Raw genomic sequence first — 24,067 nt, forward strand, 5'->3', positions numbered from 1 at the left:
TAAGCCGGTGAGCGGCGTACGTCATCGGTTGCGTGATCTTCCCGAGAACGTACGGTCGACAGTGGGAGTTCCGTATCCCAGCGACTGCCATCGCCGGCTCAGCGACGCCGCCGCAAGGTGAAGGCCGCGCCTCCCGTGATCAGCACGCCCGCCGCGCCGCCCGCGACGAGAGGCAGGGCGGTACTCGCACGGTCATCGAGTACGGAGTCCTCGGAGGACACCGCTTCACCGCGCTCGCTCGTGACACCCGCCGGGGACTCGGCGGTCGTGCTGCTGACGATCGTCGACGACTTCGCCGGGGCGGCGGCGCCGTCCTGCGCCCCTTGCGCTGCGGCGGGCCAGGCGGCCCACACCGTGAGCAGCAGCGGAGCCGCCCCGACGAGGGCGGCGATGCGGCGGTGTGCGGTCATCCGTCGGGTCCTCCTTGGCACGGCAAACGGGTCGGCCCGCTGTGCCATGGCTGTCAGCCCCGGCTGCCGGCCGCCCCGTTGTCTCCGTGAAGTACGAGGCCCGCGCGCGATCCGTTCAACTCCCGCCGACAGCACGATCGGTCACCAGTACCACCTCGAGGGTGCGCGGACCGTGCACCCCCTCGACCCGGTCGAGCTCGATGTCACTGGTCGCCGAAGGGCCGGAGATCCAGGTCAGCGGGCGTGTCGGGTCGAGACGCGGGAGCGCCTGCGGCACCGAGGAGACGACCTGGTCCGGTACGCGTACGACACAGATGTGGTGATCCGGGACAAGCGTGATGCGGCGGCGGCCCTGATCCGGGCCGCCGTCCAGCACGATCGTGCCGGTCTCGGCGATGGCGACCGCACATGCCGTGATCACGCTGTCGACCTGGTCGAGTTCGTACGGTGTGTTCTCGGAACGGTCGGGAACGCGCGTGACATCGGTCGCCGCCAGCCACTCCGCATCCAGGCCCGGCGGCACGGCCACCGACGTCGAGCCCCGCCCGGCGAGCAGCCCGCTGATCAGCGCCGCAAGGCCGTCGGCCTCGCAGCGGTGCACGATCGCCCGGTAGTCCGCCAGGTTCTCGGCCAGCAGATCCACCGTCTGCTCGACACTCCGGTCTCCGTGCTCGGGCAGGTAGCCCCGGTCAACGGCCCGCTCGTACGGCCTGTCGTCCTGTCCCACGTCCGCCAGCGCGCGGCGCACGCGGCCGAGGATCACATCCCTGGTACTCACTTGGCGTCCTTCCTGTCGTGCCTTCCGCCGCGCGTACGCTGCCACCAGTCGCGGAACGGTTCCGACGGCACCGTCGGCAGATCGCGGGTCGCGCTCCACGCACTGCCGGGGCCCGGCAGCGTACGGGGATGGAAGCGGCGGCTCCGCGACGCCAGCCGCTGGCCGGTGCGCAGGGCGCCGGGGTGGCTGAACGCCCAGCGTGCCGCGCGCATCGCGGCCCGTTCGGCGGCGTGTCCCTTCGCGGGCTTGAGGACGACCTTGTTGCCGTCCCGGGTCACCGCACCCCCCTCGACGACCCGCTCCCGCAGATGCACGAGCACTTCGGGGATGTCGATCGCCACCGGGCACACCTCGTAGCAGGCGCCGCACAACGAGGAGGCGTACGGCAGGGAGGCGTCGATCTCGCTTGCGGTGCCCCTCAGTTGAGGGCTGAGGATGGCGCCGATCGGGCCCGGGTACACCGAGCCGTACGCGTGGCCGCCCGCCCGCTCGTACACCGGGCAGACATTCAGACACGCCGAGCAGCGGATGCAGCGCAGGGCCTGGCGGCCGACCTCGTCGGCCAAGGTGTCGGTGCGGCCGTTGTCGAGCAGGACCAGGTGGAAGGTCTGAGGGCCGTCCGCGGTCTGGTCGTCCGTCGTGCCCGTCCACATCGAGGTGTACGGGTTCATGCGCTCGGCCGTCGAGGAGCGGGGGAGTGTCTGGAGGAAGACCTCCAGGTCCTGCCAGGTCGGCACGATCTTCTCGATGCCGACGACCGAGATCAGCGTCTCGGGGAGGGTCAGACACATACGGCCGTTGCCCTCGGACTCGACGACCACCATGGTGCCGGTCTCGGCGACCATGAAGTTGGCGCCCGAGATGCCGACCTTGGCGCGCAGGAACTTCTCGCGCAGGTGCAGACGGGCGGCCTCGGCGAGTTCGGCGGGGGTGTCCGTGAGCCCTTCGGGGGCCGGGCGGCCCCACTCGCTCATCTCGCGTGCGAAGATCTCGCGGATCTCGCCGCGGTTGCGGTGGATCGCCGGGACGAGGATGTGGGACGGCCGGTCCTTGCCCAACTGCACGATGAGCTCGGCCAGATCGGTCTCGTACGCGTGGATGCCCTCGGCCTCCAGCGCCTCGTTGAGGCCGATCTCCTGGGTGGCCATGGATTTGACCTTCACGACCTCGGTCTCGCCGGTCATCTTCACCAGGTCGGCGACGATGCGGTTGGCCTCGTCCGCGTCCGCCGCCCAGTGCACGATGCCGCCCGCCGCCGTGACCGACTCCTCCAACTGCACGAGATACCGGTCGAGATGACGGAGCGTGTGGTCCTTGATCTGTTTGCCCGCCTCGCGCAGCGCCGCCCAGTCGGACACCTCCGCCACCGCCTTGGCACGCTTGGCGCGGATCGTGTGCGTGGCATGCCGGAGGTTGCCACGCAGGGTCTGGTTGTAGACGGCTTCGTGCGCGGCCTCGGGGAAGGCCGGCATACCGACGAAGGTGCCGCTCATGTCAGGAGCTCCTCTTCCGTGCTCGCCAGGATCTCCGCGATGTGCACCGACCGCATCTCCGTTCTGAGGCGGGTCATCGTGCCGCCGATGTGCATCAGACAGGAGTTGTCCGCGGCACACAGCGCGTCCGCGCCCGTCGACGCGGCGTTACGGACCTTGTCGGCGCCCATCGCCGACGAGACATCGGAGTTCTTCACGGCGAACGTGCCGCCGAAGCCGCAGCATTCGTCGGCGCCGGGAAGCTCCCTCAGCTCCAGGCCCTTGACCGCCTGGAGGAGCCGGCGCGGACGGTCGCCGAGGCCCAGGCTGCGCAGACCGTGACAGGTCGGGTGATAGGTGACGGTGTGCGGGTAGTACGCGCCGACGTCGGTCACACCCAGGACGTCCACGAGGAACTCCGTGAGCTCGTATGTCTTGGGCACGACCGGTGCGAGCGTGCGCGCGAGGGTGTCGCCGCGACCTTCCGCGCGGGCCCGCTCGCCCATGCGCGGATACAGCTCCCGGACCATGGCGCCACAGGAGCCGGAGGGCGTCACGATCGCCTCGTACTCCCCGAAGACATCGGAGAAGTGCCGGGCCAGTGGCTCGGCCTCATGGCGATAGCCGGTGTTGTAGTGAGCCTGCCCGCAACAGGTCTGGCCCATGGGGAAGTCGACGTCCACGCCCAGCCTGGTCAGCAGTTTCACCACGGCACGGCCGGTTTCCGGATACAGCGTGTCGTTGACACAGGTCAGGAACAGGGCGACACGCATCGCGGCTCCTTGAGGTCGATCATCGGATGGATGCAGGTTACGACGCGGAGGCGCCGGCGGGGAGGGGGCCCGATCCACCGGGCCCCGTTCGGCTGTTCCGGCTCACCGGGCGGTGAGCCGGGCCTCCGCCGCACGCCACGCCGCCGTGTCACCCCGCGGTTCGTACCGCTCCAACGGCTGCGTACGAGCGAGGAGCTGCCGCATCGCCGTGCGGTCGCCGACCAAACCGTCCGCCCGCGCCTGGACGAGGACGTTGCCCAGGGCGGCGGCCTCCGCCGGGCCCGCCACGACCGGGAGGCCGCAGGCGTCCGCCGTCAGCTGGCACAGGAGGGCGTTGCGGGTGCCGCCGCCGACGATGTGGACGGTGTCGACGGGGTGGTCGGCGAGGGCCTGGGCCTCGGTGACCGCCCGGCGGTGGGCGAGGGCGAGCGAGTCGAGGATGCAGCGCGTGATCTCGGCGGGGGATTCGGGCACGGGCTGGCCCGAGTCCCGGCACGCGTCGGCGATCCGTGCGGGCATGCGGCCGGGGGCCAGGAACGCCGCGTCCCCGGCGTCCACGACGGACCTGAGCGGCGGGACGTCGGCCGCCGCGCGCAGCAACTCGGTCAACTCCGGGTCTCCCCAGGCCCGTAGACACTCCTGGAGCAGCCACAGCCCCATGATGTTCCGGAGATAACGGACCGTGCCGTCAAGGCCCAGTTCATTGGTGAAGTTGGCCGCCCGGCCGGCCTCGGTCAGCACGGGCGCGTCCAGCTCCAGGCCCGCGAGCGACCAGGTGCCGGTGCAGATGTACGCGAAGCGCTCTCCGCCGGTGGCCGGGACGGCGGCCACCGCGGACGCCGTGTCGTGCGAACCGACCGTGGTCACCGGGACCGGGCCGGTCATCCCGGTCTCCTCCAGGACCTCGGGGCGCAGCAGGCCCGCCGGATCTCCGGGCCGCCGCAGCGGTGCGAAGAGTCCGAGGTCGATGCCCAGGCGCGAGGCGACGTCGTGGGCCCACTCGCGGGTGCGCGGGTCGATCAGCTGGGTCGTCGAGGCGTTGGTGAGCTCCGTGCCCGCCTCGCCCGTGAGCCAGTACGTCAGCAGGTCCGGGATGAGCAACAGCCGCTTGGCGTGCGCCAGTTGAGCCGACTCACGAGCCGCCGCCAACTGGTACAGCGTGTTGAAGGGCGCGTACTGGAGGCCCGTACGCGCATACAGCTCGACCGCCGGAACCGTTGCCCACACCTTCTCCGCGACACCCTCGGTGCGCGTGTCGCGATAGTGCACCGGGTTGCCGAGCAGCGCGCCGTCCGCGTCCAGCAACCCGTAGTCCACGGCCCAGCTGTCGATGCCGACCGAGTCGACCTGCCCTGCCGTACGCAGCCCGTCGAGGACACCGGCGTACAGCGCGAGGATGTCCCACCGCAGCCCCTCGGGGGTGCGCACCGGCCGGTTCGGGAAGCGGTGCGCCTCGGTGAGGCCGAGTGAGTCCGGCCCGACGCGGCCGACCATGACGCGCCCGCTGGACGCGCCGAGGTCGACCGCCGCGTACGCCTTCACTTGAGCCGAGATCGGAGCCGTCATCGCAGGAAGGCGGCGGCGACGCCGGCGTCGACGGGGATGTGCAGGCCTGTGGTGTGGGTCAAGTCCCCACCGGTCAGGGCGAATACGGCGCCCGCCACATGCTCCGGCAGAACCTCGCGCTTGAGGATGGTCCGCTGGGCGTAGAACTCGCCGAGCTTCTCCTCCTCGATCCCGTAGGTGGCGGCGCGCTGTGCGCCCCAGCCGCCCGCGAAGATGCCCGAGCCGCGCACCACACCGTCCGGGTTGACGCCGTTGACGCGGATCCCGTGCTCGCCCAACTCGGCTGCCAGCAGCCGGACCTGATGCGCCTGGTCGGCCTTGGTCGCCGAGTACGCGATGTTGTTGGGGCCCGCGAAGACGGCGTTCTTGGAGGCGATGTAGACGATGTCGCCGCCCAGGCCCTGCTGGGTCATCACCCGGGCCGCCTCGCGCGAGACGAGGAACGAACCGCGGGCCATGATGTCGTGCTGGAGATCCCAGTCCTTCGCCGTCGTCTCGAGCAGAGGCTTGGAGATGGAGATACCGGCGTTGTTGACCACGAGGTCGACCCCGCCGAAGGCGAGCACCGCCGCCTTGAAGGCCTGGGCGATCTGCTCCTCGGATGTCACGTCGACCGTGACGGACACGGCCTTGTCAGGGCCGCCCAGCTCCTCGGCGACCTGCGCGGCCCCCCCGGCGTTCAGGTCCGCGACCACGACACACGCGCCCTCGGCCGCGAGCCGCCGCGCGATCGCCTTGCCGATTCCGCTGCCCGCACCCGTCACCAGCGCGACCCGCGTCGCGAGCGGCTTGGGCTTCGGCATCCGCTGGAGCTTGGCCTCCTCAAGGGCCCAGTACTCGATACGGAACTTCTCCGACTCCTCGATCGGCGCGTACGTGGAGACCGCCTCGGCCCCGCGCATCACGTTGATCGCGTTGACGTAGAACTCGCCGGCCACCCGCGCGGTCTGCTTGTCCTTGCCGAAGCTGAACATGCCGACACCGGGCACGAGCACGATCGCCGGGTCGGCGCCGCGCATCGCGGGGGAGTCGGGCTGGGCATGGCGCTCGTAGTACGCGGCGTACTCCTCGCGGTACTCGGCGTGCAGCTCCTTGAGACGGGCGATCGACTCGTCGACGGAAGCGGTGGGCGGCAGGTCGAGAACGAGCGGCCTGACCTTCGTCCGCAGGAAGTGGTCGGGGCAGGAGGTGCCGAGGGCCGCGAGACGCGGGTGCTCGGCACTCGCGAGGAAGTCGAGGACCACCTCGGAGTCGGTGAAGTGCCCGACCTGCGGACGGTCCTGCGAGGCGATGCCACGGATGACCGGCGCCAGCGCGGCCGCACGCTCCTTCCGCTCGACGGAGCCGAGAGCCGCGTACCCCTCGATCACCGGCCCGAACGGCTCATCCTTCCCGCGCTCGGCCAGGAACGCCTCGGCGGTGCGGATGATGTGCAGCGAGTTCCGCTCGCACTCCTCGGAGGTCGCGCCCCACGCCGTGACCCCATGCCCACCGAGGACGCACCCGATGGCCTGAGGATTGGCTTCCTTGACAGCCGCGATGTCCAGCCCGAGCTGGAACCCGGGCCGCCGCCACGGCACCCACACCACCGTGTCCCCGAAGCACTCGGCGGTCAGCTTCTCCCCGTCGGCCGCACACGCGAGCGCGATACCGGAGTCCGGATGGAGATGATCGACGTGGGCCGCGTCCACAAGCCCGTGCATGGCGGTGTCGATGGAGGGAGCCGCACCGCCCTTCCCATGCAGGCAGTAGTCGAACGCGGCCACCATCTCGTCCTCGCGCTCAACGCCCGGGTATACATCGGTAAGCGCCCGCAGCCGGTCGAGCCGGAGAACGGCCAGCCCCGACTCCTTCAGGGTGCCAAGATCGCCACCAGATCCCTTGACCCACATGAGCTCGACGTCGCCGCCGGTCACGGGGTCGGTGTCGGTGCCCTTGGCGGAGGCGTTGCCGCCGGCGTAGTTGGTGTTACGGGGATCGGCGCCGAGCCGGTGAGAACGGGCGAGGAGGGCATCGGCTTCGGGGTGGGGTGCCATGGGTTTGATCAGTCCTTCGTGATGTGTGTACGGGGCCTTGTGGACATGGGGTGCCTGGGGCGCCCCTTCAGGGGCGCGGGTCGGTATCAATTTGCGGCTCCGCCGCGAAGCCGAGAGTGGGGGAGCGACCAGCCACAGACGGCCCGCAGCCTGCGATGATCCTTACTCGGCAGACGCGATCCGGCCCGGTCACGCCCCCCAGCCGGCTTGCTGGCCCCCGACCCGCTCCTCAGCGATCTTCTGCGCCCAGCCGGAGCTGCGATACGCCCCCATGGGATCGGGGTCCAACCCCATCTCCTCGCGCAGCTCGCGCAACAACGGCCGCACGTCAGTGTTGTACGCATCCATGAGCACGGCGTTCGCCTCGAGAACGTCACCCGACCGCTGCGCGGAGACCAGAGAGTCGCGGTCCACCAGGAGCGCCTTCGCCGTAGCCTCCTGCACATTCATCACCGACCGAATGATCGCCGGAATCTTCGCCTCGATGTTGTGACACTGATCGAGCATGAAAGCGACGTCGGGCGTGAACCCACCTCCCCGAATCACCTCGTACATGATCCGGAACAGCTGGAACGGATCCGCCGCTCCCACCATCAGGTCATCGTCGGCATAGAAGCGCGAGTTGAAGTCGAACCCCCCGAGCTTCCCCTCGCGCAGCAGCGTCGCGACGATGAACTCGATGTTGGTGCCGGGCGCATGGTGCCCGGTGTCCACCACGACCTGCGCCTTCGGCCCGAGCTTGAGGCAGTGCGCATACGCCGTGCCCCAGTCCGGAACGTCCGTCGTGTAGAAGGCGGGCTCGAAGAACTTGTACTCAAGAAGCATCCGCTGGTCGTCACCGAGCCGCTCGTACACGGCCGTCAGCGCCTCCGCGAGCCGGTCCTGGCGCTCGCGAATGTCGTCCTGGCCGGGATAGTTCGTGCCGTCCGCGAACCACAGCTTCAGGTCCTTGGACCCTGTGGCGTCCATGATGTCGACGCACTCGAGCAGATGATCAAGGGCCTTGCGCCGCACCGCCGCGTCGGCGTGACAGACGCTGCCGAGCTTGTAGTCGTCGTCCTGGAAGGTGTTGGAGTTGATGGTGCCGAGCTTCACGCCGCGGTCCTGCGCGTACTTGGCCAGCTCTGCGTATCCGTCGACCTTGTCCCAGGGGATGTGCAGCGCCACGGTCGGAGCGACGCCCGTATAAGCGTGTACCTGTGCCGCGTCGTCCAGCTTCTCGAAGGGATTGCGCGGCACTCCCGCCTGCGCGAACACCTTGAAGCGGGTCCCCGAATTCCCGTACGCCCATGACGGCGTCTCTACGGCCTGGGTCTTGAGGGCGGCCTTCACCGCGGCGAGCTCGGTCACTTCGGAACTCCTGTGACTTCGGGTCTGGAAGACGTCTTCTGAAGGGTGTCTGTCTGAAACGATTCAGAACGCGAAGCTATGAGCCGCCCGAAGGGCTGTCAAGCCCTCCTGCACGGACTTCGTTCCGTGACTCGGTTGTGACCTCTGGCTATCGAAATTTTCGCCCGCGACCCATTGACGTGACCTGCGTGACCTGTCTAACGTCCCGGCAATCCAGTTGAAACCTTTCACGACGTCGTGAGGCCCCCGCCCCGCGTCGCTGAGGAGCCCCTCATGACCCACCCGTCCGACACGGGTCCGGCCCCCGTGCTGGCGCTGAAGGACATCTCGAAGTCCTTCGGCGCCGTACGCGCCCTGCGGGACGTGTCCCTGGAGCTGTTCCCCGGCGAGGTGCACGCCCTCGCCGGAGAGAACGGCGCGGGCAAGTCGACCCTCATCAAGGCGCTCGCCGGGGTGCACCGACCGGACGCCGGCCAGGTGCTGCTGGACGGTGAGCCCACCGTCTTCCACGGTCCGGCCGACGCCCGGGACGCGGGCATCGCCGTGATCTACCAGGAGCCCACGCTCTTCCCCGATCTGTCGATCGCCGAGAACATCTTCATGGGCCGCCAGCCCCGCCGCGCCCTCGGACGTATCGACCACAAGGCGACGCACACCGCGACGCTGGCCCTGATGCAGCGCCTCGGTGTCGAACTCGACCCCGACCGTCCGGCGCGCGGACTGTCCATCGCCGACCAGCAGATCGTCGAGATCGCCAAGGCGCTCTCCTTCGACGCCCGCGTCCTGATCATGGACGAGCCGACCGCCGCCCTCACCGGCAGCGAGGTGGCCCGTCTCTTCGGAGTCGTCCGCACCCTGCGCGAGCAGGGCGCCGCGGTGCTGTTCATCTCGCACCGCCTGGAGGAGATCTTCCAGATCTGCCGGCGGGTCACGACCTTGCGCGACGGTGCGCTGATCTCGAGCGAGCCGCTGGACGGCATGACCGAGGACGATCTTGTACGCCGCATGGTCGGCCGCGATCTCGAAGAGCTGTACCCCAAGCAGGAGGTGCGGGCCGGTGAGGTGGCACTGAGCGTGCGCCGGCTGACCCGCGAGGGCGTCTTCACCGACATCTCTTTCGACGTCCGCCGCGGCGAGATCGTCGGACTCGCCGGGCTCGTCGGAGCCGGTCGTACGGAGGTGGCGCGAGCCGTCTTCGGCGTCGACCGGTGGGACGCCGGCGAGGTCGAGATCGACGGGAAGGCGCTGACCAACGGCGCGCCGTCCACCGCCATGGCCGCCGGGCTCGCCCTCGTCCCCGAGGACCGGCGGGCCCAGGGCCTCGTGATGGACATGTCGATCGAGCGCAACATCGGCCTGACCGGGCTGCGTACGACCGTGAAGGCGGGCCTCATGGACCGCGGCGCCGAGCGCAGCCGGTCCCTCGACTGGGCGGTCAAGCTCCAGGTCAAGTACGCCCGCATCGCCGACACCGTCAACACGCTGTCCGGCGGCAACCAGCAGAAGGTCGTCCTCGCCAAGTGGCTCGCCACCGGCCCGAAGGTGCTGATAGTCGACGAGCCGACGCGCGGCATCGACGTCGGTACGAAGGCCGAAGTCCACCGGCTGCTCAGCGAGTTGGCCGCCGACGGGGTCGCCGTCCTGATGATCTCCTCCGACCTGCCCGAGATCCTCGGCATGGCCGACCGTGTGCTCGTGATGCACGAGGGCCGGATCACCGCCGAGATCCCCCGAACCGAAGCCACCGAGGAAACCGTGATGGCCGCAGCAACGGGGAGGGCCGCCGCATGACGGTGACCGCACCCCCCGCGCCCCCTGCCGAAGTGGAGAAGTCGAGCGGTACGCGACTTGTCGACCGGGTCTTCAAGATGCGCGAACTCGCCATCCTGGTCGTCTTCCTGGTGATGATCGCCGTCACCCAGGCGGGCAACAGCGAGTTCCTGTCGGAGCAGGGCATCAAGGACCTGCTGCTGAACGCGACCATCCTGATGCTGGTCGCCACCGGCCAGTCGCTGGTCGTGATCACCCGGAACGTCGACCTGTCGGTCGGCTCGACCCTCGGTATCAGCGCCTTCGCCGCCGGTACGTACCTCCAGGGCGGCGGCAACTCCGTCGTGGCGATCGTCCTCGCGGTCCTGCTCGGAGTCGGCATCGGGCTGCTGAACGGACTGCTCGTCAGCCTCGGCCAGGTGCCCGCCCTCGTCGTCACCCTCGGTACGCTCTACATCATCCGCGGCATCGACTCGATCTGGGTAGGTTCACGGCAGATCACGGCGGCCGATCTCCCCGACGGATTCGCGGACTTCGGCTCCGGCGGAATCTGGGCGGTGCCCTATCTCGCCCTGATCGCGCTGGCCGTGCTGATCGCCACCGCCTACTACCTCAAGCACTTCGGCAGCGGACGCGAGCTGTACGCGCTCGGTTCCAACCCCGAGGCCGCCCGGCTCGCCGGCATCCAGGTACGCAAGCGGATCCTGGTCGCGTACACCTTCTGCGGAGCGCTCACGGGTCTCGCCGGCGCGCTGTACCTGGCCCGGTTCGGCAACGTCGACTCGGGCACCGGCACCGGCTACGAACTCACCGTCGTCAGCGCCGTGGTGGTCGGTGGCGTCGTCTTCACCGGCGGCTCCGGCAGCGTCTACGGCGCCGCGCTCGGCGCCCTGCTGCTGACCTCCATCAACAGCGTGCTGCCCGCCCTCGGCGTCAGCTCGGTATGGGTGCTCGCCATCAACGGCATCCTGCTCATCCTCGCCATCGCGGTCGACCGCATCGTCGCCCTGCGCGTGGCGTCCGCCCTGAAGAAGAGGAACGCCCGCCATGGCTGACTCGCTGCTCGGGCGCGCCGTCCGCCGGTCCGCCTCTTTGAGGTGGGATGGGGTCGTCGGCGCCCTCCTCATCGTCGTACTGCTGCTGTCCTTCACCACCGTCGACGGCTTCGGCAACGCCCTCAACCTGTCGTTCCTGATCGGCAACACCCTGCCGATCGCGCTGATCGCCCTGCCGATGACGCTGCTCGTGGTGGCCGGCGAGATCGACCTCTCGGTCGCCTCCACGGCCGGCCTGTCCGGTGCCGTGATGGGCGCGCTGTGGAACCAGGGCATGACCATCGAGACGATCATCCCGATCTGCCTGCTGCTCGGCGTGGTCTGCGGGCTGATCAACGGCCTGCTGGTGACCCGGCTCGGGCTGCCCTCCCTCGCCGTCACCATCGGTACCCTCGCCGCCTACCGGGGCATCGCACAGATCGTGCTCGGCTCTGACGCGGTGACCGACTTCCCCGCCCAGTACCTGGACTTCGCGTCCGGACGCATCGGGGACACCTTCATCCCGTACGCCTTCTTCCCCTTCCTCGTACTGCTCGCGATCGCCGTGGTCGCGCTGCACGCCACCCCGTTCGGGCGCTCGCTCTTCGCGATCGGCGCGAGCGAGGAGGCCGCACGGTTCGCCGGGATCCGGGTGAAGCGGCAGAAGCTGATCCTGTTCACCCTGACCGGCCTGATGGCCTCACTCACCGGCATCTTCTGGGCGCTGCACTACGCCAGCGCCCGCTTCGACAACGCCACGGGTCTCGAACTCTCCGTCGTGGCCGCCGTGTTGCTCGGCGGCATCGACTTCGACGGAGGCAAGGGCACGCTCGGCGGCGCGATCGCGGGAGTCTTCCTGCTCGGCGCGCTGCAGAACGTGATGAGCATCCAGGACGTCTCCGCCCAGTCGCAGATCGTCGTCACCGGCGTACTGCTCGTCGCCTCCGTGCTCGGCCCCAGGGTCGCACGGCAGATCTCCATCGCGAGGGCGGGCCGAAGAGCGGCCTCAGCGCCTGTTTCCAAGGCCCCCACCCCGACCTCGTAAAACCCTTCTCCGCGCAACCGCTCCGCTGAAAGGGCCGTTCGAAGGCTGCGGGCCATCCGTGGCTGGTCGCTCCCCCACTCTCGGCTCCGCTCGAGCGGGGGGACCCCATCGCGGCAGAGCCGCAAATCGACAGCAGCCCCGCGCCCCTACGGGGCGCACCCATTCAAGTCCGCCAAAAAAGGAACCCGCCATGCGCAAGTCATCTCTCCGCCGCAGCGCCGTCGCGCTCGCCGCGGTCACCTCGCTCGCTCTCGCCGCCACCGCCTGCGGCGGTGGCACCACCAAGGAAGACGTCAGCAAGGAGGGCGGCGCCGCCGCCACCGCCGGCAAGGCCGACCCGAACGCCGAACTCAAGAAGGGCCTGACCGTCGGCTTCCTGCCCAAGCAGGTCAACAACCCGTACTTCACCACCGCCGACAAGGGCGGCGAGGCGGCCCTCAAGGAGCTGGGCTCCAAGTACAAGGAGGTCGGCCCGTCCAGCGCCACCGACACCGCCGGCCAGGTGAGTTACGTGAACACGCTCACCCAGCAGCAGGTCGACGCGATGGCCGTGTCCGCGCAGGACCCGGGTGCCCTGTGCACCGCGCTCAAGCAGGCCATGAGCAACGACATCAAGGTCGTCACCTACGACTCCGACACCAAGCCCGACTGCCGCAATGCCTTCGTCTCGCAGGCCAGCGCCGAGGACCTGGGCCGTACCGAGGTGCAGCTGCTCGCCGAACAGATCGGCTACAAGGGCGAGATCGCGGTCCTGTCCGCCGCGCAGACGGCGACGAACCAGAACGTCTGGATCGACTTCATGGAGGACGAGCTCAAGGATCCCAAGTACAAGGACATGAAGCTCGTCAAGGTCGCCTACGGTGACGACGACGCCCAGAAGTCCTTCCAGCAGACCCAGGGCCTGCTCCAGGAGTACCCGAACCTGAAGGGGATCATCTCCCCGACCACGGTCGGCATCAAGGCTGCCGCCCAGTACCTGTCCGGCTCCAAGTACAAGGGCAAGGTCAAGCTGACCGGCCTCGGCACCCCGAACGACATGCGCAAGTACGTCAAGAACGGCACCGTCGAGGCGTTCGAGCTGTGGAACCCGGCGGAGCTCGGCGAGCTGGCCGCGCGTACGTCCGTGGCGCTGGCCTCGGGTCAGATCACCGGCAAGGAGGGCGAGAAGTTCACCGCCGGTGACATGGGCGAGTACACCATCGGCAAGGACGGCGTGATCAACCTCGGCAAGCCGACCGTGTTCGACGCGAAGAACATCGACGACTTCAACTTCTAGGCCCCGGAGGGTCCTTGATGCAGCGCGTGTGCTTTCTGCTGAAGGTCCGCGAGGACCGGATCGCCGAGTACCGCGAGCGGCACGCCGCCGTGTGGCCGGAGATGCTCGAAGCTCTCTCGGCCACCGGCTGGCACAACTACTCGCTCTTCCTGCGCGAGGACGGCCTGCTCGTCGGCTATCTGGAGACCGAGGACTTCGAGGCCGCCGTGGCCGGCATGGAGGCCACCGAGGTCAACGCCCGCTGGCAGGCGGAGATGGCGCCGTTCTTCGAGTCACTGGACGGCGCCCGCCCCGACGAGGCGATGAAACCGCTCACCGAGGTGTTCCACCTCGCGTGACAGAACCGCTCGACACAACTCACCCGACTGAAGTGCTCGATCTCGCCCGACAAAGGAGTCCCCCGAGATGAGAAGACGTACGCTGCTGGCCGGCACCATCCTCACTGCCGTGGCCGGCCCGGTCGCCGGCGCCGGCGCCGCACGGGCCGCCGACCCCGGCCCCTCGGTCACCCGCATCGGCAGCAGCCGCCTGGACGCGCAGGCCCTCTTCTTCGTGTCGTACGACGGTCTGGTCAACAACAACTCGTTCCAGAAGAACGGCCTGTTCACGTACAAGGGCTACCAGTACGCCGCCTGGTACACCGCCGACCGCAACGCCGTCGTCGGCCGCCGGGCCCTCGGCTCGAGCACCTGGTCCACCGTCAAGGTCGGCCACACCCTGCGCTACAACGACTCCCACAACGTGATCTCCATGGGCGTCTCGAAGACCGACGGCCGGCTGCACCTCAACATGGACTCGCACAGCGACGGCTTCACCTACGTCAAGTCGGTGGCCGGGCTCCTCGACAACCCCGCCGGGCTGAGCTGGACCGCGAGCCGCTTCGGCGCGCCGCAGTCCACCCTCGACGGGCTGGCGCTCACCTCGCAGTTCACATACCCGCAGTTCATCTCCACCCCCGAGGGCAGGCTCCAGCTCAGCTACCGCGTGGCGGTCTCCGGCAACGGCCGCAACGCGCTCGCCGAGTACGACGGCACCAGGTGGACCAACCTCGGTGAGTGGACCAGCTCCACCGGCACCTACAGCAGCGAGCACGGCTCCAGCACGGCCCGCAACATGTACCTGCACGGCATCGACTACGACCGGAACGGGCGCCTGCACTCCCTGTTCACCTGGCGTGAGCAGAACAACGCCGTGATGTGCAACGGCGGCGGCATCACCAACCATGACACCGGCTACGTCTACTCCGACGACCGTGGCCGCACCTGGCGCAACAACGCGGGCACCGTCGTCGGTACCACCGGCGGCTCCGACAGGGTTTCCGTCAACGACGCGGGTCTCGTCGTGGACCCGCTCAACCCCGACCACTCGCTGATGAACCAGGAGAGCCAGTGGACCGACTCCGCCGGCCGACCGCACGCCATCATCAGCTATGTCCCCGGCCGCTTCGGCCAGTGCACCACGAACTACGTCGCCGACCGCACGGCCAACGGCCGTGCCTTCCTCGTCCGCAAGAGCTCCGCCGGCACCTGGCAGAAGACGGAGATACCGGTGCCGCTGAACTCCAGCCAGCGCACCAAGCTGGTCATGGACAAGTACAACAACGCTTACGCGATCTTCCCGTTCGGCCGGATCGCCGGAGCCTCGGTGGCCTCCGGACACACCGACTGGAGGATCCTGTTCGACGGCGCCGGGCTGAACGCCTTCGGCGAGGTCGTGATCGACGAGATGCGCATCGTGCAGGACGGGGTCCTGTCGGTCATGTACCAGGAGAAGTCCAGCGGTACGACGCCCTCGGCTCTCCATGTCGTCGACTTCCGGCTGCCCGCGTGAGTGCTGCTCGTGGCGGTGGGCGCGCCGGTAATGTGAGGGTCTGCCTGCCGCCCCCCGTCACCTTGGAGGTCCCTGCCTGATGGCTCATTCGGTGGGTATCAAGGACGTCGCCCGTGTCGCCGGGGTGTCGGTGGGCACCGTGTCGAACGTGATCAACCGGCCGGACACGGTCGCCTCCGAGACCCGTGCCCGCGTGCTGTCCGCGATAGACCGGCTCGGCTATGTCCGCAGCGAGTCGGCGCGGCAGCTGCGGGCCGGACGCAGCCGGATCATGGGCCTGCTCGTCCTGGACATGGGCAACCCGTTCTTCGTGGACGTGGCACGCGGCGCCGAGCGCGCCGCCCGTGACGCCGGCCTCGGCGTGATGGTCTGCAACAGCGCGCAGAGCCCGGGCGAGGAGGCCGAGTACCTGTCGCTGTTCGCCGAACAGCGGGTACGAGGCGTGCTGTTGACGCCCGCCGACGCGACCGGGCGGAACATCGAGGCGTTCCGCCGTCACGGCATCCCGTTCGTGCTCGTCGACCGGGTCGCCGAGGGCGCCACCGAGTGCTCGGTCTCGGTCGACGACGTGGCGGGCGGCGAGCTGGCCGTACGGCATCTGATCGACGCCGGGCACCGCTCTATCGCGTATGTGAGCGGGCCGCCCGGACTGAACCAGGTCAGGGACCGGCGCACGGGCGCGCTGAACGCGCTGGCCGAGGCGGGGCTCGGCGCCGACCGCCTTCGTGAGCTGCCGACCGAGCGGCTCGACGTGGCCGCGGGCCGCGACGCCGGCGCCCGGCTCCTCGGCCTCGCCGAGCGCCCGACCGCCGTCTTCTGCGCCAACGACCTGCTCGCGCTCGGTGTCCTGCAGGCCATGTTCGCGGCCGGTGTCTCCGTCCCCGACGACCTCGCGATCGTCGGCTACGACGACATCGAGTTCGCGGCCGCCGCCGCCGTCCCCCTCACCTCCGTACGGCAGCCCGCCGTGACCATGGGGGCGCTCGCCGCGGAGCTCCTCCTGGAGGAGACCGAATCCGAGACGGCACCGGTCCCGCACGAGCACCGAAGGGTCGTACTCCAGCCGGAACTCGTCGTACGCCGCTCCAGCCTGCCCCCGCGCTGACGACCATGTGCTGAACTGGCCCCGGAAGCGTCCGTACGTCCTCGGGAGCCCGTAGTGAGCGTCAGTTACCGTCAGCCCGGCGTCGTCCTCACCGACCGCCGCTTCACGGTGCCCCTCGACCACGAGGACCCGGACGGGGAGACGATCGAGCTGTACGCCCGTGAAGTCGTCGCCACCGGCAAAGCTGAGGGTGACCTGCCCTGGATGGTCTACCTGCAAGGCGGCCCCGGCTTCGGTGCCAACCGCTTCATCGGCCGGCAGGCCTGGCTCGGCCGCGCCCTCCAGGAGTACCGGGTGCTGCTGCTCGACCAGCGCGGCACCGGCAACTCCACGCCCGCCAACCGCCAGACGCTCCCGCTGCGCGGCGGCCCGCGTGAACAGGCCGACTACCTCGCACACTTCCGCGCCGACTCCATCGTCCGCGACTGCGAGGCCATCCGCCCCACGGTCACCGGCGGCGAGCCGTGGACGGTTCTCGGCCAGAGCTTCGGCGGTTTCTGCACGGTGACCTATCTGTCGTACGCACCCGAAGGCCTGCGCGCCGCCTTGATCACCGGCGGCCTGCCCTCCCTGGACGCGGGCGCGGACGACATCTACCGGGCCGCGTACCCGCGCATCGAGCGCAAGGTCGCCGCGCACTACGCCCGTTACCCGCAGGACGTCGAGCGGGCCCGGCGCATCGCCGAGCACCTGCTGGCGCACGACGTCGTCCTGCCGAACGGTTACCGGCTCAGCGTCCAGGCCTTCCAGTCCCTCGGCATCGTCCTCGGCAAGAGCGACGGAAGCCACCGCCTCCACTACCTCCTGGAGGACGCCTTCGTCCGCACCCCTCAGGGCCTGGGCCTCTCCGACGCCTTCCAGGAGGAGGTACAGGGGTTGCTGTCGTTCGCGGGCCACCCGCTGTACGCGCTGGTCCACGAGGCCTGTTACGGGCAGGACGCCGGGCCCACCGACTGGGCCGCGGAGCGGGTGCGTGCCGAGTTCCCGCAGTTCGACGCGGCCAAGACGCTCGCGGGCGACGCCCCGCTGCTGTTCACGGGCGAGTCCGTGCACCCGTGGACCTTCGACTGCGACCCGGCGCTGCGCCCGCTGCGCGAGACCGCGAAGGACCTGGCCGAAGACAGGGGCTGGTTGCCGCTGTACGACCCCGACCGCCTTGCCGCCAACGAGGTCCCCGTCGCCGCGGCCGTCTACCACGACGACATGTACGTCGACACCGAGCACTCGCTGGCGACGGCGCGGAGCATCCGGGGGCTGCGTGCGTGGGTGACGAACGAGTTCGAGCACGACGGGGTACGGGCGGGCGGTTCGCGCGTACTGGACCGGCTGATCGCCATGTCGCGGGACGAGGTCTGAACGACGGTCGCGGGCCCGGTTATTGCTCGGCGCGTAAGACCCGGCCCCACTAATCTGCGAACCATGACGGAGCCGAGCATGACGGAATCGACTGACGGCCAGCTCAAGCCCATGCCCGACGACTGGCAGCGCGCCGTTGCCGTGGTGGCCCACCCGGACGACCTCGAGTACGGCTGCTCGGCGGCGATCGCCGCGTGGACGGACGCGGGCCGGGAGGTCGCGTATGTGCTGGCGACCCGTGGTGAGGCGGGCATCGACACGCTGGACCCTTCCGAGTGCGGGCCGCTGCGGGAGCGGGAGCAGCGGGCCAGTGCGGCCGTCGTCGGGGTGAGCGAGGTGGAGTTCCTCGACCACAGGGACGGGGTCGTGGAGTACGGGACCGCGCTTCGGCGGGACATCGCGGCAGCGATCCGCAAGTACCGGCCCGAACTGGTCATCACCCTCAACCACCGCGACACCTGGGGCGGGGTCGGCTGGAACACCCCGGACCATGTCGCCGTGGGACGGGCCACGCTCGACGCCGCCGCCGACGCGGGGAACCGGTGGATCTTCCCCGAACTGGCCGACCAGGGCCTCGAACCCTGGAACGGGGTCCGCTGGGTCGCCGTCGCCGGTTCGGCGAGCCCCACGCACGCCGTGGACGCGACGCCGGGTCTTGAGCGGGCGGTACGGTCTCTGCTCGAACACCGCACGTACATCGAGGTGTTGACGGACGAGGACCCTGAGACGTACGTACGTGGCGTCCTGAGCGGCTACGCGGAGTCGACGGGCGAGCGCTTCGGCGGGAAACCGGCCGTGGCCTTCGAGCTCTTCGGCCGGTGAGTGTCCAGCCGGCGGTCGGTCAGCCGGTGGATCAGGCGGCCACGGTCAGGGTGCCGAGGGCGCGGAGCGGGTGGACGACGCTGCCGTCCGGGAGGAGTTCGCCGGTGTCGTCGAAGACGATGGTGCCGTTGCACAGCCGGTACCAGCCCTGCTCGGGATGCGCGGACACGATCACGGCGGCGTGGTGGTCGGGGCTCTCGGCGGTCGGGCACGGGGGCTGGTGGGTGCACATGACGCTCTCCTCGGTTTGTGTGGCGCGTACCTATGGGCTCGTATCTCTGTAGTAGCGGAGCTTGTTTTCTTCTGTATGTGGAGACCCCCACACGGCCGGAAATTCATCGGTGAGGATTCGTTCGGGGGAGGGGAGTTGGATGGTCGAGAGGGGGAGTTGGCTGGGCCGGACCGGGCCCACGTAGGCTGACCGGCATGCAGGACCAGCCCGTCAACCTCCACGCCCTCCACGATCTGCGCGCGGACTGCACCCGTTGCTTCGGCCTTTGCTGTGTCGCGCTGCCCTTCTCGGCCTCGGCGGACTTCGCGGTCGACAAGGAGGCGGGGAAGCCCTGCTCCCACCTCGGCACCGACTCCCGTTGCGGCATCCACACCGAGCTGCGGCAGCGCGGCTTCACCGGCTGCACGGTCTACGACTGCTTCGGCGCCGGACAGCAGGTCTCCCAGGTCACCTTCGGCGGGGAGGACTGGCGGACGGGGACGCGGGAGCACGCCCGGCGGATGTTCGACGTCTTCCCAGTCGTACGGCAACTCCATGAACTGCTCTGGTACCTGACGGAGGCGCTGGCCCTGCCCGCTGCCCGCCCGGTCCACGCCGACCTCCGCCGACTGCTCCGCGAGACCGAGCGGCTCACGCGCCGAACCCCGCAGGAACTGGGCGAGTTGGACGTGGGCGCGCACCGGCAGAAGGTCAATGTGCTCCTGCTGCGGACGAGCGAGCTGGTGCGCTCGGGCACCCGTGGCCGCAAGAAGGACCGCCGGGGCGCGGACCTCATGGGCGCCCGCCTCAAGGGGGCCGACCTCAGGGGTGCCAACCTGCGCGGCGCCTACCTCATAGCCGCCGACCTGACCGGCGCCGATCTGCGGGGCGCGGACCTCATCGGCGCGGATCTCCGCGACGCCGACCTCACGGACGCGGACCTGACCGACGCCTTCTTCCTCACCCAGCCCCAGCTCAACTCGGCCCGGGGCAGCGGGAGTACGAAGTTGCCGAGGGCGGTCACCCGCCCAGTGCACTGGACCGCGCAGCTCTGAGGGTGAAGGGCCCTCTGCTGAGGGCGACAGACCCCCTTCCTGTGAAAAGGGCCTGACGTGGTTGGCGTCAGCCTCGATCTTCGGTAGGTTAGGCAAGGCTTACCTAAGGGAGGTTTGGGATGGGTGACCGTCACACCTGGACCGCCGTGCCGGCAACGGCACAGCGGGCCCGCTCCGTGCTCGCCACGGCCTGGTCCTGCGCGGTGACCGCCGAGGGCGGCCGCGAGGAGTTCATCGGCGTCCACACCGTCGCCGAGGACGGTCGCGTGCTGCTGCATCTGCCGGACGACAGCATGCTCACCACGGCCGCGATCTGGGGGTCCCCCCGCTCGAGCGGAGCCGAGAGTGGGGGAGCGCCACGCGGAGAGCCGTCCGCCGTTCTCGAGTTCGCCGACGTGTCCCCCGTCCCCGTACGCAACCGCATCCGCGCCCGGCTCTGGATGGCCGGCTGGTTCGCGCCCGAGGAGGGACACCTGACGTTCAGCCCGACCCGCATCGTGCTGCGCGACTCCGGCGGGGCGGTCGTGGTCGACCGCGACGAGTACGCCCGCGCCGAACCCGACCCGCTGGCCACAGCCGAGGCCCGGCTGCTGACCCACCTCGCCGACACCCACCCGGACGCCGTCGAGCGGCTCACCCGCCTCGTGGAGCCCGACAGCCTGCACGGCGCGGTACGCGTCCAGCCGCTCGCCGTCGACCGGCACGCGCTGACCCTGCGCATCGAGCGCTCCCGCGGCCACGGCGACGTACGACTGCCCTTCCACCGGCCCGCCGACGACCTCGGCCAGCTGACGGAACGCATGCACATCCTCCTGGCCCAGGCCAGTGCCGGAACCTGCCCCCGCGCCCTACAGCGGCAGCGCACAGACGGCGACGGGTGACGCGAACGGCTCGCCCGCGGGCCGCAGTTCGCCGGACTCCCCGTCGACGTGGAAGACGCTGACCGTGCTCGACTTCTGGTTCGCGGCGAACAGCAGGTTCCCGTCCGGCGAGAAGGCGATGTGACGCGGAAAGTCGCCGCGCACCGGCACGGTGTCCAGCAGGCGCAGCCGGGCCCCTTCAGCCTCGACGGCGTACCGGGACAGGCTGTTGTGGCCACGGTTGGCGAGATACGCGTACGAGCCCTTCGGCGTCACGAGCAGCTGCGCCGGGTAACTCGTGCCCCCGACCGTGCCCGTGGACTGCGGATCACCCGGCGTCAGCCGCCCCGTCGCCGGGTCGTAGGCGCACACCGTGACCGTGTTGTCGAGCTCGTTCGCCAGATAGGCGAAGCGGCCCCCGGGGTGGAAGGTGAGATGGCGTGGACCCGCGCCGGGGTGCGTGTGGCCTTGGGAGACCGGGCGGAGTGTGCCCGCGGATTCGTCCAGGCGGTATGTGTAGACCGTGTCCGTGCCCAGATCGACCGCGAGCACATGGCCGCCGTCCGGGCTGGTGATGAACTGGTGCGCGTGCGGCCCCTCCTGGCCGGGACCCGGCGGCGGGCTGGAGTGCGTCACCAGATCCGTCCGCCCGCCGAGCGCGCCCGAGGTCTCGATGGGGTGCACCGCCACGCTGCCGGACCCGTAGTTGGCGCTCAGCAGCCAGCGCCCGCCGGGGTGCACGGACAGATGAGTGGGAGCGGCACCTCCCGTAGTGCGCGTGCCAAGTACCCTGTGCCGCCCGCTCGTTGACAGCCGGACCGCCGTCACGCCGCCGTCCTCGCGCTCGTTGACGGCGTAGAGCGTACGGCCGTCCGGGTGCGTCGCGAGATAGGACGGGTCGCCGATGCCGGTGAGGGTTCCCGTGCCGGTGATGCGGCCTGTCGTGATGTCGTACGTCGCGAGTCCGATGCCGGTGCCGCCGCCCTCGGCCGAGGTGTACGTGCCGAGGAACAAGGGGCGGGGGCCGGTGGGGCGGGGCTTCGCGGAGGGCGAGGGGGACGTGGCGCGCGCGGGGGTGGAGGTGGTGCCGGCCTGAGGGCGGTCCTGCGTGTCCTGGGTGCCGCATCCGGCCGGGGCGGTCACCGCGGCTGCCGCGAGCGCCCCGACGAATCGGCGCCTGCCGAGCGCGCCTCGCGCCGGTTCCGCACCCTTGCTCATGCCCGCACCTCCGGTCTCGGTTGCCACGGCCGTGACAGCCACCTTGGCCGCTCGCGGCGGTGCGGGGCAAATGCGGCTCCGAGTGGCGGGTCAGGCAGCTCGGTCCGAGGCGGTACGAGGCTTGCGGCGGAGCCCCCGCAGACGGCGGCGCAGGCGGGTCAGGCTGGGCATGCGTTCGCTCTGCTCGCGCGTGCAGCGGTCCAGTTCCTCCAGGAGCCGATCGGAGCGGCGCTCCATGTCGAGCTCGTCGAGGATCCGGGTGACCTCGGTGAGCACCGCGCCGTGCAGTTGCCACTGGCGCGCGTCCCGCTGGACCTCGTCGAGCATGAGCTGGGCCAGTTTGTCGCGGGTGGCGGTCGCCGAGGCGAGTTCGGTGGCGAGCCGGGCCTCCGCGGACTCCGCGCTGCGGCTGACATCGGTGGTCACCAGGACGGCGAAGCTGACCACGGCGTCACCGACCTCGGCCAGCAGTTGCTCCACCGTCGCGCCGGTCTCGCGCTCGAACAGCGGCTCGGGCTCACGCAGCCTGGCGAGGTCGGTGAGGCTGCGGGCGAGTACCCGAAGGACGACCGTGCAGATCTCCAGCGTGTCGAGGCCGGTCCGCAGGACGACCCGGTGCAGCAGCCCTTCGCGTACCCGGGGATTGAGCTTCAGGCTGTCCTCGGCCTGCTTGAGGGCCGCGTCCACCTCGACGATGTCGTGGTCGAGGCGGCGGGCCTCGTACAGGCGTTCCGCCGCGTACGCCACGGGGGTGCGCCCGCCGGCCTCCTCGCCGACCAGCAGCATCAACTGCCGCATACGGCGGGCCAGATCCTCGATGGACTCTCCGGCCGCGCCCACCCACACGGGGGGAGAGAAGAGCAGATTGCAGCCGAGCCCGACCACGGCGCCGATGACCGTTTCCAGCACCCGCGCCCAGGCCGTGTCACCGACTCTGGTGACACCGAGGACCAGCATCGCGCTGATCGCCACCTCGGGGACGAACTCGCTGACCCGCACCAGGTGGCCGACGGCCAGCGAGGCGAGGATCAGCAGGCCGAGGCTCCACCAGGTGAGTCCGACGATCGCACTGAACGCGATGGCGAGGAGAACGCCTGCCACCACGGAGTTCACTCGGCGTACGCCCGTGGTGAGCGTGGAGTAGAGGGTCACCTGGACGACGAGGAGTGCGGTCAGCGGAGCGGTGAGCGGTGCCACCTCCGGGCTGAACTGAAGCGCGACCACGTAGGCGACCGTCGCGGCCGCGGCCGACCGCACCGTCTGGACGAAGACGGGCTCCTGGCGCCACTTCACGACCCGGACCGCGGCGGCGGCCCATGCCTCACGTACATCCCGCATCTCTGGCAACTTCCCGTTCCGTAGCCCCACCGAACGTCTCCGACGGCGCGGTTGACCCGGAACGACGGCGGGGACACGCAGGCCGAGCGGCCAGTCTGACACGGGGCCGTTCGGTGGGCCGGGCCAGCCCTTCTAGGCGTACAACTTGTCCAGGAAGGCGGAGAGATTGCCGGTCGCCCGGGAGATCTGCTCCTCCACCGTGAGGCTCTCCTCGATGCGGAGTACGGACTCCGGGACCTTTTTCCCGCGTACGTACAACGAGCAGGCCAGGTCGGCGCACATGTACACGCCGACGGAGTTGCCCTCGCGTCCTGCCGCGCCCGCCTTGCGCGCCGTCATCAGCGAGACGCCGTTGCCCGGGTGGGTCGTCATGCACAGGGAGCACATGCTGCGGTGCAGGAAGCCGCGCCGCGAGGACGGGAAGCGCAGGGTGACGCCCACGAGTCGCTCCTCGCGCTCGGTGACGAGATAGCTGCGATCCGGTGCCCCCGGATCTCGCCAGCCGAGGAAGTCGAGGTCGCTCCACGGGCGTTCGGCGAGGTCACGCGGTATGGCCAGGCGTTTGGCCTCTCCCTTCGAGCAGTTGATGAACGAGTTGCGTATGTCCTGCTCGGTGAGTGGTCTCATCGTGCGGGTCCTTGTGGGGAGTCGGGGCTGTGGGCAATCCGGTCGGACCGATGTCGAACCTAGGGAGCCTAGGTTTCAGCCTACGTTACATAGCCATATTGCCTAGAGCTAATGAATTTCAGGGACCGTACGCTG

Annotated in this window: 22 protein-coding genes; 11 read left to right on the forward strand and 11 right to left on the reverse strand. The window is 69.8% G+C overall.

Features of this window, described 5'->3' with window-relative positions; translation table 11 throughout:
- Positions 1-98: 98 nt before the first annotated feature.
- The 7 genes from ACFYO0_RS02080 to rhaI form a co-directional block, all read right to left on the reverse strand.
- Positions 99-410: a hypothetical protein gene (locus tag ACFYO0_RS02080; RefSeq protein ID WP_388669129.1), complete on the reverse strand. Its 312-nt coding sequence runs from the start codon at positions 408-410 to the stop codon at positions 99-101.
- Between the two features lie 115 nt (positions 411-525).
- Entirely contained in the window at positions 526-1,188 is a 663-nt protein-coding gene (locus tag ACFYO0_RS02085) for a lactate utilization protein C (RefSeq protein ID WP_388669132.1), read from the reverse strand.
- On the reverse strand, positions 1,185-2,681 hold the full coding sequence (locus ACFYO0_RS02090; RefSeq protein ID WP_388669135.1) for a LutB/LldF family L-lactate oxidation iron-sulfur protein: 1,497 nt from the start codon (positions 2,679-2,681) through the stop codon (positions 1,185-1,187). The genes ACFYO0_RS02085 and ACFYO0_RS02090 overlap by 4 nt, the downstream gene beginning before the upstream one ends.
- Entirely contained in the window at positions 2,678-3,433 is a 756-nt protein-coding gene (locus ACFYO0_RS02095) for a (Fe-S)-binding protein (protein WP_388669138.1), read from the reverse strand. Before ACFYO0_RS02095 ends, ACFYO0_RS02090 begins: the two co-directional genes overlap by 4 nt.
- Positions 3,434-3,535: 102 nt before the next feature.
- A complete protein-coding gene (locus ACFYO0_RS02100; RefSeq protein ID WP_388669141.1) occupies positions 3,536-4,999 on the reverse strand; it encodes a rhamnulokinase family protein in 1,464 nt (487 codons plus the stop codon).
- Positions 4,996-7,035 (reverse strand): bifunctional aldolase/short-chain dehydrogenase, encoded by a 2,040-nt coding sequence (locus ACFYO0_RS02105; RefSeq protein WP_388669144.1) that lies wholly within the window; start codon positions 7,033-7,035, stop codon positions 4,996-4,998. Before ACFYO0_RS02105 ends, ACFYO0_RS02100 begins: the two co-directional genes overlap by 4 nt.
- 189 nt (positions 7,036-7,224) lie before the next feature.
- Entirely contained in the window at positions 7,225-8,385 is a 1,161-nt protein-coding gene (gene rhaI, locus ACFYO0_RS02110) for an L-rhamnose isomerase (protein ID WP_388669147.1), read from the reverse strand.
- Between the two features lie 273 nt (positions 8,386-8,658).
- On the opposite strand from rhaI, the gene ACFYO0_RS02115 reads away from it, so the two are divergent.
- The 9 genes from ACFYO0_RS02115 to ACFYO0_RS02155 all read left to right on the forward strand — a co-directional run bounded on the left by ACFYO0_RS02115 (position 8,659) and on the right by ACFYO0_RS02155 (position 18,623).
- Positions 8,659-10,176 (forward strand): sugar ABC transporter ATP-binding protein, encoded by a 1,518-nt coding sequence (locus ACFYO0_RS02115; protein ID WP_388669150.1) that lies wholly within the window; start codon positions 8,659-8,661, stop codon positions 10,174-10,176.
- Positions 10,173-11,210 carry an ABC transporter permease gene (locus ACFYO0_RS02120; RefSeq protein WP_388669153.1) on the forward strand — a complete coding sequence of 346 codons (1,038 nt, stop codon included), beginning with the start codon at positions 10,173-10,175 and terminating at the stop codon, positions 11,208-11,210. Before ACFYO0_RS02115 ends, ACFYO0_RS02120 begins: the two co-directional genes overlap by 4 nt.
- Positions 11,203-12,234 (forward strand): ABC transporter permease, encoded by a 1,032-nt coding sequence (locus tag ACFYO0_RS02125; protein ID WP_388669156.1) that lies wholly within the window; start codon positions 11,203-11,205, stop codon positions 12,232-12,234. Before ACFYO0_RS02120 ends, ACFYO0_RS02125 begins: the two co-directional genes overlap by 8 nt.
- Before the next feature lie 190 nt (positions 12,235-12,424).
- A complete protein-coding gene (gene rhaS, locus ACFYO0_RS02130; RefSeq protein WP_388669159.1) occupies positions 12,425-13,510 on the forward strand; it encodes a rhamnose ABC transporter substrate-binding protein in 1,086 nt (361 codons plus the stop codon).
- Positions 13,511-13,527: 17 nt separating this feature from the next.
- On the forward strand, positions 13,528-13,848 hold the full coding sequence (locus ACFYO0_RS02135) for an L-rhamnose mutarotase (RefSeq protein WP_388669162.1): 321 nt from the start codon (positions 13,528-13,530) through the stop codon (positions 13,846-13,848).
- Positions 13,849-13,915: 67 nt separating this feature from the next.
- The gene (locus ACFYO0_RS02140; protein WP_388669165.1) at positions 13,916-15,340 is read left to right on the forward strand and encodes a BNR repeat-containing protein; all 1,425 of its coding nucleotides are present in this window, start codon (positions 13,916-13,918) and stop codon (positions 15,338-15,340) included.
- Positions 15,341-15,419: 79 nt separating this feature from the next.
- The gene (locus ACFYO0_RS02145; protein WP_388669168.1) at positions 15,420-16,445 is read left to right on the forward strand and encodes a LacI family DNA-binding transcriptional regulator; all 1,026 of its coding nucleotides are present in this window, start codon (positions 15,420-15,422) and stop codon (positions 16,443-16,445) included.
- Positions 16,446-16,499: 54 nt separating this feature from the next.
- Positions 16,500-17,801 (forward strand): alpha/beta fold hydrolase, encoded by a 1,302-nt coding sequence (locus ACFYO0_RS02150; RefSeq protein WP_388669171.1) that lies wholly within the window; start codon positions 16,500-16,502, stop codon positions 17,799-17,801.
- A 78-nt stretch (positions 17,802-17,879) separates the two neighbouring features.
- Complete coding sequence (locus tag ACFYO0_RS02155) at positions 17,880-18,623, forward strand: PIG-L deacetylase family protein (protein WP_388669174.1); 744 nt, start codon at positions 17,880-17,882, stop codon at positions 18,621-18,623.
- A 31-nt stretch (positions 18,624-18,654) separates the two neighbouring features.
- Here the strand turns inward: ACFYO0_RS02155 and ACFYO0_RS02160 are convergent, their stop codons facing one another.
- Complete coding sequence (locus tag ACFYO0_RS02160; RefSeq protein WP_388669177.1) at positions 18,655-18,855, reverse strand: DUF5999 family protein; 201 nt, start codon at positions 18,853-18,855, stop codon at positions 18,655-18,657.
- Between the two features lie 194 nt (positions 18,856-19,049).
- Between ACFYO0_RS02160 and ACFYO0_RS02165 the strand changes: the two genes are divergently transcribed.
- Together ACFYO0_RS02165 and ACFYO0_RS02170 are read left to right on the forward strand one after the other, a co-directional pair.
- Positions 19,050-19,889, forward strand: coding sequence for a pentapeptide repeat-containing protein (locus ACFYO0_RS02165; protein ID WP_388669180.1), 840 nt, complete (start codon positions 19,050-19,052; stop codon positions 19,887-19,889).
- Positions 19,890-20,008: 119 nt separating this feature from the next.
- A complete protein-coding gene (locus tag ACFYO0_RS02170) occupies positions 20,009-20,770 on the forward strand; it encodes a DUF2470 domain-containing protein (protein WP_388669183.1) in 762 nt (253 codons plus the stop codon).
- On the opposite strand, the gene ACFYO0_RS02175 is transcribed toward ACFYO0_RS02170, so the two are convergent.
- The 3 genes from ACFYO0_RS02175 to ACFYO0_RS02185 all read right to left on the reverse strand — a co-directional run bounded on the left by ACFYO0_RS02175 (position 20,738) and on the right by ACFYO0_RS02185 (position 23,932).
- The gene (locus ACFYO0_RS02175) at positions 20,738-21,967 is read right to left on the reverse strand and encodes a lactonase family protein (protein ID WP_388669186.1); all 1,230 of its coding nucleotides are present in this window, start codon (positions 21,965-21,967) and stop codon (positions 20,738-20,740) included. The two genes, ACFYO0_RS02170 and ACFYO0_RS02175, sit on opposite strands and share 33 nt — an antisense overlap.
- Before the next feature lie 90 nt (positions 21,968-22,057).
- Complete coding sequence (locus tag ACFYO0_RS02180; protein ID WP_388669189.1) at positions 22,058-23,305, reverse strand: aromatic acid exporter family protein; 1,248 nt, start codon at positions 23,303-23,305, stop codon at positions 22,058-22,060.
- A gap of 132 nt (positions 23,306-23,437) precedes the next feature.
- Positions 23,438-23,932, reverse strand: coding sequence for an FBP domain-containing protein (locus ACFYO0_RS02185; RefSeq protein WP_388669192.1), 495 nt, complete (start codon positions 23,930-23,932; stop codon positions 23,438-23,440).
- Positions 23,933-24,067: the final 135 nt, after the last annotated feature.

It is taken from the genome of Streptomyces sp. NPDC006365 (assembly GCF_042870755.1).
Taxonomy (GTDB): Bacteria; Actinomycetota; Actinomycetes; order Streptomycetales; family Streptomycetaceae; genus Streptomyces; species Streptomyces xiangluensis.

Bases quoted from the DNA above. Each gene is read 5' to 3' on its own strand.
- ACFYO0_RS02155 (WP_388669174.1), top strand. From the start codon at position 17,880: ATGACGGAATCGACTGACGGCCAGCTCAAGCCCATGCCCGACGACTGG.
- ACFYO0_RS02185 (WP_388669192.1), bottom strand. From the start codon at position 23,932: ATGAGACCACTCACCGAGCAGGACATACGCAACTCGTTCATCAACTGC.
- ACFYO0_RS02100 (WP_388669141.1), bottom strand. From the start codon at position 4,999: ATGACGGCTCCGATCTCGGCTCAAGTGAAGGCGTACGCGGCGGTCGAC.
- ACFYO0_RS02080 (WP_388669129.1), bottom strand. From the start codon at position 410: ATGACCGCACACCGCCGCATCGCCGCCCTCGTCGGGGCGGCTCCGCTG.
- ACFYO0_RS02170 (WP_388669183.1), top strand. From the start codon at position 20,009: ATGGGTGACCGTCACACCTGGACCGCCGTGCCGGCAACGGCACAGCGG.
- ACFYO0_RS02090 (WP_388669135.1), bottom strand. From the start codon at position 2,681: ATGAGCGGCACCTTCGTCGGTATGCCGGCCTTCCCCGAGGCCGCGCAC.
- ACFYO0_RS02175 (WP_388669186.1), bottom strand. From the start codon at position 21,967: ATGAGCAAGGGTGCGGAACCGGCGCGAGGCGCGCTCGGCAGGCGCCGA.
- ACFYO0_RS02095 (WP_388669138.1), bottom strand. From the start codon at position 3,433: ATGCGTGTCGCCCTGTTCCTGACCTGTGTCAACGACACGCTGTATCCG.
- ACFYO0_RS02145 (WP_388669168.1), top strand. From the start codon at position 15,420: ATGGCTCATTCGGTGGGTATCAAGGACGTCGCCCGTGTCGCCGGGGTG.
- ACFYO0_RS02125 (WP_388669156.1), top strand. From the start codon at position 11,203: ATGGCTGACTCGCTGCTCGGGCGCGCCGTCCGCCGGTCCGCCTCTTTG.
- ACFYO0_RS02105 (WP_388669144.1), bottom strand. From the start codon at position 7,035: ATGGCACCCCACCCCGAAGCCGATGCCCTCCTCGCCCGTTCTCACCGG.
- ACFYO0_RS02180 (WP_388669189.1), bottom strand. From the start codon at position 23,305: ATGCGGGATGTACGTGAGGCATGGGCCGCCGCCGCGGTCCGGGTCGTG.
- ACFYO0_RS02135 (WP_388669162.1), top strand. From the start codon at position 13,528: ATGCAGCGCGTGTGCTTTCTGCTGAAGGTCCGCGAGGACCGGATCGCC.
- ACFYO0_RS02120 (WP_388669153.1), top strand. From the start codon at position 10,173: ATGACGGTGACCGCACCCCCCGCGCCCCCTGCCGAAGTGGAGAAGTCG.
- ACFYO0_RS02165 (WP_388669180.1), top strand. From the start codon at position 19,050: ATGCAGGACCAGCCCGTCAACCTCCACGCCCTCCACGATCTGCGCGCG.
- ACFYO0_RS02115 (WP_388669150.1), top strand. From the start codon at position 8,659: ATGACCCACCCGTCCGACACGGGTCCGGCCCCCGTGCTGGCGCTGAAG.
- ACFYO0_RS02140 (WP_388669165.1), top strand. From the start codon at position 13,916: ATGAGAAGACGTACGCTGCTGGCCGGCACCATCCTCACTGCCGTGGCC.
- ACFYO0_RS02160 (WP_388669177.1), bottom strand. From the start codon at position 18,855: ATGTGCACCCACCAGCCCCCGTGCCCGACCGCCGAGAGCCCCGACCAC.
- rhaS (WP_388669159.1), top strand. From the start codon at position 12,425: ATGCGCAAGTCATCTCTCCGCCGCAGCGCCGTCGCGCTCGCCGCGGTC.